This is a genomic window from Pseudanabaena sp. UWO310, from assembly GCF_006861605.1.
Taxonomy (GTDB): domain Bacteria; phylum Cyanobacteriota; class Cyanobacteriia; order Pseudanabaenales; family Pseudanabaenaceae; genus Pseudanabaena.
Window position 1 is genome coordinate 78,054 of record NZ_SELU01000013.1, and the last position, 6,297, is coordinate 84,350.

Below are 6,297 nucleotides of genomic sequence, written 5' to 3' on the forward strand. Positions count from 1 at the left end.
AAACTCTTTGCATTTGAGATGGGATTGAAAAATCTATGAATTTGCCCCTAGTGATCGGCGCATTAATCGTCTCGCTGCTACTGCTGTGGTGGCTGTTGAGCGTGATTAAAGCCAGCTTTAAAACTGCATTTTTAGTGGTTGCCGTAATTTTTGCCATCCAAGTATTAACTGGTGTCGGTCCCCAACAAATTTTTGCACAGGTGGGGCAATGGATGGGCAACTCCATGGGTGGTTTGGGGAAATGGCTACAAAATTGGGGTGACAAAGGCAAAGTCGATCCCGATGCCAAAAAACAAGCAGCCCTGTGGATGCTTGAAATAATTACCAATTTGATGGATTCATAGCTGGATTCATAGCTGAATTCATAACTGGATGCATGGATAAATTCACCAAATCACAGGGGATGCCATGCACCCCCCGTAACTGGGACTAGCCCCCTGCGATCGCAGGAATGATGCTTACTTCATCGCCATCCTTGAGAGGAGTATTTACCCCATCAAGAAAGCGAATATCCTCACTGTTGACATAAAAATTAACAAAGCGGCGGAGATTGCCTTCGGGATCGCAAATACGTCCTTTGATACCTGAAAAACTAGTTTCGAGGGAGTCAATAATTGCTTGCACAGAACTACCAGCACACTCAACAGTGGCTTGATTGTTCGTAAATTGTTGGAGGGGAGTGGGAATTAAAACTTTAACAGCCATATTTTTGAGATCGATTCAGAGAAATTTAAAGATTGAAACAACGAGATAGGTAGCTAGGCGCAATTAACTATAAAGCCCCGAAACCCATGATTCACGCAATGCATGAGCCATAGGTTTTGAGTCTGGCTTTTAATTATGCCTAGCGACTTAGGTCGCTCCAATCTAGGTATGTATATTTTAACTTGAGTGAGATTACCGCCGCACTTTACCAGCAAATCCCGAAGCTTTAAACTGCTTAAGTTCGAGCGGTTCGGGCTGTTCGGCAGGAATTGCCACCATAATTTGAAAATCACTTTTGCCCACAGGAATTTCCTCCACAGCACCCAATCTTGCCCGTTCGGGCATGGCATCGTTGCCATTAGCATCGTAAATACGCCCAAAGATATCGGCATTGTAAACAACTTTACCCGATGTATTGTTTGCTTTTCCCTTGATCGTGTAACACTTGGCGGACATCACCCCACCGCCAGTTACCATATTCTTGCCTGCATCGCCAATGCAGGGCTCATAGTTAATATTCGTCAGCTTTATTTGGACATTTGCCCAAGCTGGAGCGCTCAAGATCGTCATCCCGCCACAGAGCAGTAAAGACAAGAGCGTAACCTTAAAAAGCTGGAAGAATTTTTGCAGGTAGTCCGTTTGTTTTTTTGCGATCGCCATAAATAAACCCATTTAATAAACGCTTGGATAAAAAATTTTCAGAAAAAAGAATGGCTTCTTTGTCGTGGTAAAATTCATCTTAGCTCTTGAAGGAGGTCTATTTTTAATGCCACTTAGTCTATTAATCGCAACGTTACCTGAAGCCTACAGAATTTTCGATCCACTGGTAAACGTTCTTCCCGTGATTCCCGTGTTCTTTTTGCTACTTGCTTTTGTATGGCAAGCAGCGGTTGGTTTCAAATAGGTTTGAATTTTAAGTCTTGACTTAATCAAAAACTTATAAAAACTTTTCATTTCGTATTGCAAGTAGGGCTTACCTATTTACCCGCTCTCATAGCTGACTTGTTTGGCTAGTTTATTTAGCTAGTTTATTTATAAAAAAACGATATAAATAATCGGGGTGACGGCAACGTTACCCCGATTGTTTTAAGATGATCGAAAATTCAGAAAATTTATGGAAACTTTTGGTCGCTGGACAAATAAATTTTTAATGTTCAATCTGTTTTTAGTATTTTTCTTTTTTGGGTGGCTACTCGTTGCCCTCGGCGGAGAAAGCTTGAAAATCAACCTTGGGCTGGAGTTGTGGCGACAACTATGGGAACCTCTCATTCAGCCCGTCTTGGGAATTGTTATGGCTGGAGCGATCGCTAGCGGTGTCATCTCCAAAGTCAAACAAAAATTAAAGGCTCAATAGGTGTTTCGGGGAGATACTTTAGCTTAAATGGCTGAAATGCTTGATGTGCAATAGTTTTAGCCTCGGAAGCCTTTGATAGCTGAAACACTCGTCATTAAAAGCATTAAGCCATTTATCATGGTTGATCTCCCCGAAACACCTATAGAGCCAAATTAAATACTAAATAGCCTACAGTCACTTGAATGAGGACAAATCAAACCCCAAGAATTGAGTGGCGGCGCTTCGCGCCGCCACTCAATTCTTGGGGTTTATGTCCTATATACAGGCGACAGCTATAAATAGACTAAACATGGCGTACCCAACCATTAATCGTGAAACGACTATCAGCAAAATATTCGGATGGGCAGCTCACAGTCAGGACTTCATGCATACAGTGGCTGGGGAAAAAGATGATCGTATTATTGGTGGGCTTAATGGTTTTGAAGGAATCGGCGGCTACATAATAGCCATTTTCGATCCTACTATCGTAAATTACTAATTCCCCTCCCGTAAATGCTTTCGGCTCGCGATTGAAATAGTAGACATAGGTAAGAATTCGCGAGGCATCATCATCGCTGCCACTATCATTGTGGATTTTGTAAAAATTGCCATGATTGTGGGCTGTCAACTGCGACTCGATTTGCCCGATCGCAAAATTGTTAATGTCTAAATGCTTAATAATCTGCGGCGTAATTTTTCTCACCCTATCGATCATCAACTCCGAGAATTCTGGGAAATGGGCAAGAAAAAACGATTTTCGATAGTTGGGATCGTTGGCTGAGTTGCTAGTGGGAATAAATTCCGCTTGTTTGTGAATGCTATAGCGCAATAAATCGTTCAATTGGCTTTGAGACAAGAAATTTTCAATCAATGCATAGGGAGTTGGGATAACCTTAGTTTCTGGGGAAGGATTGAGGGAAATTGCCTCACTAGGTATTGCCTCGCTAGTTATTGCTGAATTTGGGGCTTGATTGGTGTGGTTCGCAGCCGCCTTAGAAAGTTCTAGACCTTTTTCTTGACCTTTATTTATTGAAGTATTTACTAAGGAATTATCGCGCGTTCTTAGCAGCCAAAAGCCCTTTTCAAATTGGCGATCGGCAAGAATACATTCAAAGTTGCGCCAAAAAAATTTGTAGTTTGGATTGGGCGAGGCTATTTCATTATGTAAACTACGGATAAATTTCCCATCGAGATTTAGCAAAATGGCAAGTTCATCCGTCGATAGCCAGAATCCCGATTCGGCAATATGTCTGACAAGATCGAGTTGTTTGATAAGGCTCTCAACTTGGCAGATTTTATCTTCAGAAATAATTTCAGAAATGACTTCAGAAATAACTTCAGAAATAACTTTAGGTTCCCTCTGAGCCTGCATGATCTTAGTTAATGTTCTTGATTAATATTCGTGATGATGAGCGCTGAATTCCCTAGATTGAGGCTCGATCTAGTTAACCCAACTGGGCATTAATAAAATTGGTGGGTCGTAGCTACCCGCTTGCATTTGATGACTCGTTAGCTTGGAGGTTAACTGATCCGCGATCGCCCCAGAAATATTGCCATTACCCGCATCAAAGAATGGCAAAGCAATGCTTACATTAGACTGACTGAGCAATTGATCTAAAACGCGATCAAAGGAGGCAGGCGATCGCCGAATTGGTAACTCAATCGCATCGGATATCCCAAATTTAGTTCTGGCTAAAGCTCGCAAATCAGCGATCGCATCGTCTAGAGTTCCCAACTCATCAACCAGCTTATTATCCTTGGCTTGTCTTCCCGTATAAATTCGCCCGTCAGCGAGTTTCCGCACCACTTCTAAGTCCAGTTTGCGACCTTTAGAGACATCGCCAATAAATTCTTGATAGGTACTCTGTAAGAGTTCTTGGAGAATTTGCCGCTCAGGATCGCCCAGTTCGCGAAAGGGAGAAAAAATATCTTTGTAGGGACCCGTTTTAATGGTTTGAGCCTGAATGCCCACCTTATCAAGCAGTTCCTTGGCATTAAATCCGCTCAGAATCACCCCGATACTGCCAGTTAAAGTCCCCGCATTGGCATAGATTTTAGTGGCAGGACTAGCCGCATAGTAGCCCCCACTAGTGGCCTGATCGAGCATACTCACGACAACGGGCTTTTGCTCTTTTAGATCCTTAACGGCTTCGTAGAGTTCTTTACTCGCGCCGACGGTTCCCCCAGGACTATTGATCGATAGCAATACTCCTTTTACGGATTTATCCTTAATCAGTTCTCGCAAGCGATCGCGTACTGCCATAGCCCCCGAAGCCGATGCTCTCCCACCCGTGATGGCTCCATCCAGAGAAACCAGTTCGAGGCGATCGCGATCAAGCAAAGTCTTTAGGTTTAAAGACTCATCCATTTGGCGGCGTTGAATGCCAAAGGTAGCTGAGACAAAACAAATAGCGACGAGGACAAGGGCAATGATGCGATTGAGTTGCATAGCAAATTTTTCTGGCAATTGCCTTAAGTTTAATACAAAACCTAGAAAGTAGCGGCAGTACACAACGCCTTTACTTTCTGGGGTAAAATCATCACCTGTAACAAAACTACTAATTCAATCGGCTTTTTTGTAAGCTTTCTTCACAATTATGTCTAATAGATCTAATCAAGCGATCGACTCATCCAATAAAAATTCCAATACAAATTCAAAAGCTCCCAAGGATAAAGAAATAGTTCGCGATTATTTTAATTCCACGGGCTTCGATCGCTGGCGGCGGATTTATGGCGAAGGTGATGTCAACCGAGTCCAACGGGATATTCGTATGGGGCACCAACAAACCGTCGATTATGTTTTGGACTGGTTTAAAAATGACAAAAATGCTGTCGGACAAACAGTTTGTGATGCGGGTTGTGGCACGGGTAGCTTGAGCATTCCTCTCTCGGCAATGGGGGCAAAGGTATATGCAAGTGATATTTCCGAAAAAATGGTCGGCGAAGGTAAAGCCCGCGCCAGCAATCCTGAAAATCCGATCTTTGAAGTCAAGGATCTCGCCTCATTATCGGGAGAATATGACACGGTAATTTGTCTTGATGTGTTGATTCATTATCCCGATCGCGAATCTGAAGAAATGATCGCCCATCTCGCATCTCTTGCCAAATCGCGTCTGATCCTCAGTTTTGCACCGAAAAATCCCTACTATGTCCTGATGAAAAAAGTAGGCGATATGGTTCCTGGTCCTAGTAAAGCAACTCGCGCCTATCTACATAAGGAGTCCGATGTCCGCCGAGTTCTTCAGAAGCTAGGCTTCACGATTAAGCGCAAGGAATTTACTGCCACCTCCTTTTATTTCTCACGCCTACTCGAAGCTGTCCGCAATTAAATTTAGCCAAAAACCAAAAAGAGAAAAGCGGCGCGAAGCGCCGCTTTTCTCTTTTTGGTTTTTGCAAATAACTGTCACGCTAAAATAGGATAATCACCACGCTAAATCTTGCTTTTAATATGGTTGCCTTACCCGATCGCCTATTGATGAACTATGAAGAATATCTTGCTTGGGAAGCAACGCAAGAAGTTCGCCATGAATACTTTAATGGTGAAGTTATCGCTATGGCTGGCGGTACGCGCAGTCATAACCGAGTTTCAGGTAATTGGTTTAAATTACTTGATGATGCTCTAGCTAATCGCCAATGTGAAGTTTATATATCTGATGTCAAAGTCCAGATTCAGCCACGGAAGAAGTACTTCTATCCTGATGTGGTTGTCACTTGCGATGAGCGTGATACGGAACCTCAGTTAGTTTTATTTCCATGCTTAATCATCGAAGTTCTCTCGCCATCGACGGAAGCCTACGATCGCGGGTTTAAATTCGAGCAATATCGCAAGTCTGAAAGCCTACAGGAATATGTCTTAGTGCAAGTCGAACAGCCATTGGTGGAGGTATTTCAGCGTAATCAAGAGGGGAAATGGTTTTTTTCTGAGTATGGTTTAGGCGATCGCCTTTTCTTACAGTCGATAAAGGTAGAGATTGCGGTCAATGATTTATATCGACAAATCCAGTTTGAAAGCCTTGTGACAGGTTAGCGCTGTAAGAATTCTTTACATTTTATATTTAGGCGATCGCATCGAAACCGTAGCAAAACCTGTTTGAATAGAATCCCTAGAAAAAGTAAAAACGATATTAAACTAAAAAAACTCATTTTCTGTGATCACAAAAAATAGACATAAAAAATTCATTTTCTGTGATCACAAAAAATGAATTTATAGGGAGCTTACTTTTCTGACAGATATAAACTTTTTTAACTTGGGAGGAGCC

9 protein-coding genes are annotated in these 6,297 nt (G+C 42.5%); 5 read left to right on the forward strand and 4 right to left on the reverse strand.

Going from position 1 to position 6,297, the window contains the following annotated elements:
- Positions 1-35: 35 nt before the first annotated feature.
- Complete coding sequence (locus tag PseudUWO310_RS06315) at positions 36-344, forward strand: hypothetical protein (RefSeq protein ID WP_009627034.1); 309 nt, start codon at positions 36-38, stop codon at positions 342-344.
- 85 nt (positions 345-429) lie between these two features.
- On the opposite strand, the gene PseudUWO310_RS06320 is transcribed toward PseudUWO310_RS06315, so the two are convergent.
- Together PseudUWO310_RS06320 and PseudUWO310_RS06325 are read right to left on the reverse strand one after the other, a co-directional pair.
- Positions 430-705 carry a MoaD/ThiS family protein gene (locus tag PseudUWO310_RS06320; protein ID WP_055074647.1) on the reverse strand — a complete coding sequence of 92 codons (276 nt, stop codon included), beginning with the start codon at positions 703-705 and terminating at the stop codon, positions 430-432.
- 192 nt (positions 706-897) lie between these two features.
- Complete coding sequence (locus tag PseudUWO310_RS06325) at positions 898-1,365, reverse strand: hypothetical protein (RefSeq protein ID WP_223805559.1); 468 nt, start codon at positions 1,363-1,365, stop codon at positions 898-900.
- 106 nt (positions 1,366-1,471) lie between these two features.
- Between PseudUWO310_RS06325 and PseudUWO310_RS06330 the strand changes: the two genes are divergently transcribed.
- The gene (locus tag PseudUWO310_RS06330; RefSeq protein ID WP_009627037.1) at positions 1,472-1,609 is read left to right on the forward strand and encodes a photosystem II reaction center protein K; all 138 of its coding nucleotides are present in this window, start codon (positions 1,472-1,474) and stop codon (positions 1,607-1,609) included.
- A gap of 210 nt (positions 1,610-1,819) precedes the next feature.
- Positions 1,820-2,059, forward strand: a complete 240-nt coding sequence (locus PseudUWO310_RS06335) for a hypothetical protein (protein WP_142599899.1) — start codon at positions 1,820-1,822, stop codon at positions 2,057-2,059.
- 283 nt (positions 2,060-2,342) lie between these two features.
- Here the strand turns inward: PseudUWO310_RS06335 and PseudUWO310_RS06340 are convergent, their stop codons facing one another.
- Together PseudUWO310_RS06340 and sppA are read right to left on the reverse strand one after the other, a co-directional pair.
- Entirely contained in the window at positions 2,343-3,410 is a 1,068-nt protein-coding gene (locus PseudUWO310_RS06340; protein ID WP_142599900.1) for a 2OG-Fe(II) oxygenase, read from the reverse strand.
- Between the two features lie 69 nt (positions 3,411-3,479).
- Positions 3,480-4,487 (reverse strand): signal peptide peptidase SppA, encoded by a 1,008-nt coding sequence (gene sppA, locus PseudUWO310_RS06345; protein WP_142599901.1) that lies wholly within the window; start codon positions 4,485-4,487, stop codon positions 3,480-3,482.
- A gap of 148 nt (positions 4,488-4,635) precedes the next feature.
- Here sppA and bchM point away from each other — a divergent pair, with 148 nt between their 5' ends.
- Both bchM and PseudUWO310_RS06355 read left to right on the forward strand, forming a co-directional pair.
- Positions 4,636-5,367 carry a magnesium protoporphyrin IX methyltransferase gene (gene bchM, locus PseudUWO310_RS06350; protein WP_223805560.1) on the forward strand — a complete coding sequence of 244 codons (732 nt, stop codon included), beginning with the start codon at positions 4,636-4,638 and terminating at the stop codon, positions 5,365-5,367.
- 119 nt (positions 5,368-5,486) lie between these two features.
- Entirely contained in the window at positions 5,487-6,065 is a 579-nt protein-coding gene (locus tag PseudUWO310_RS06355; RefSeq protein ID WP_142599902.1) for a Uma2 family endonuclease, read from the forward strand.
- Positions 6,066-6,297: the final 232 nt, after the last annotated feature.

Excerpts from the sequence above, each read along its gene's own strand:
- PseudUWO310_RS06315 (WP_009627034.1), top strand. The coding sequence starts at position 36 with ATGAATTTGCCCCTAGTGATCGGCGCATTAATCGTCTCGCTGCTACTG.
- PseudUWO310_RS06320 (WP_055074647.1), bottom strand. The coding sequence starts at position 705 with ATGGCTGTTAAAGTTTTAATTCCCACTCCCCTCCAACAATTTACGAAC.
- PseudUWO310_RS06325 (WP_223805559.1), bottom strand. The coding sequence starts at position 1,365 with ATGGCGATCGCAAAAAAACAAACGGACTACCTGCAAAAATTCTTCCAG.
- PseudUWO310_RS06330 (WP_009627037.1), top strand. The coding sequence starts at position 1,472 with ATGCCACTTAGTCTATTAATCGCAACGTTACCTGAAGCCTACAGAATT.
- PseudUWO310_RS06335 (WP_142599899.1), top strand. The coding sequence starts at position 1,820 with ATGGAAACTTTTGGTCGCTGGACAAATAAATTTTTAATGTTCAATCTG.
- PseudUWO310_RS06340 (WP_142599900.1), bottom strand. The coding sequence starts at position 3,410 with ATGCAGGCTCAGAGGGAACCTAAAGTTATTTCTGAAGTTATTTCTGAA.
- sppA (WP_142599901.1), bottom strand. The coding sequence starts at position 4,487 with ATGCAACTCAATCGCATCATTGCCCTTGTCCTCGTCGCTATTTGTTTT.
- bchM (WP_223805560.1), top strand. The coding sequence starts at position 4,636 with ATGTCTAATAGATCTAATCAAGCGATCGACTCATCCAATAAAAATTCC.
- PseudUWO310_RS06355 (WP_142599902.1), top strand. The coding sequence starts at position 5,487 with ATGGTTGCCTTACCCGATCGCCTATTGATGAACTATGAAGAATATCTT.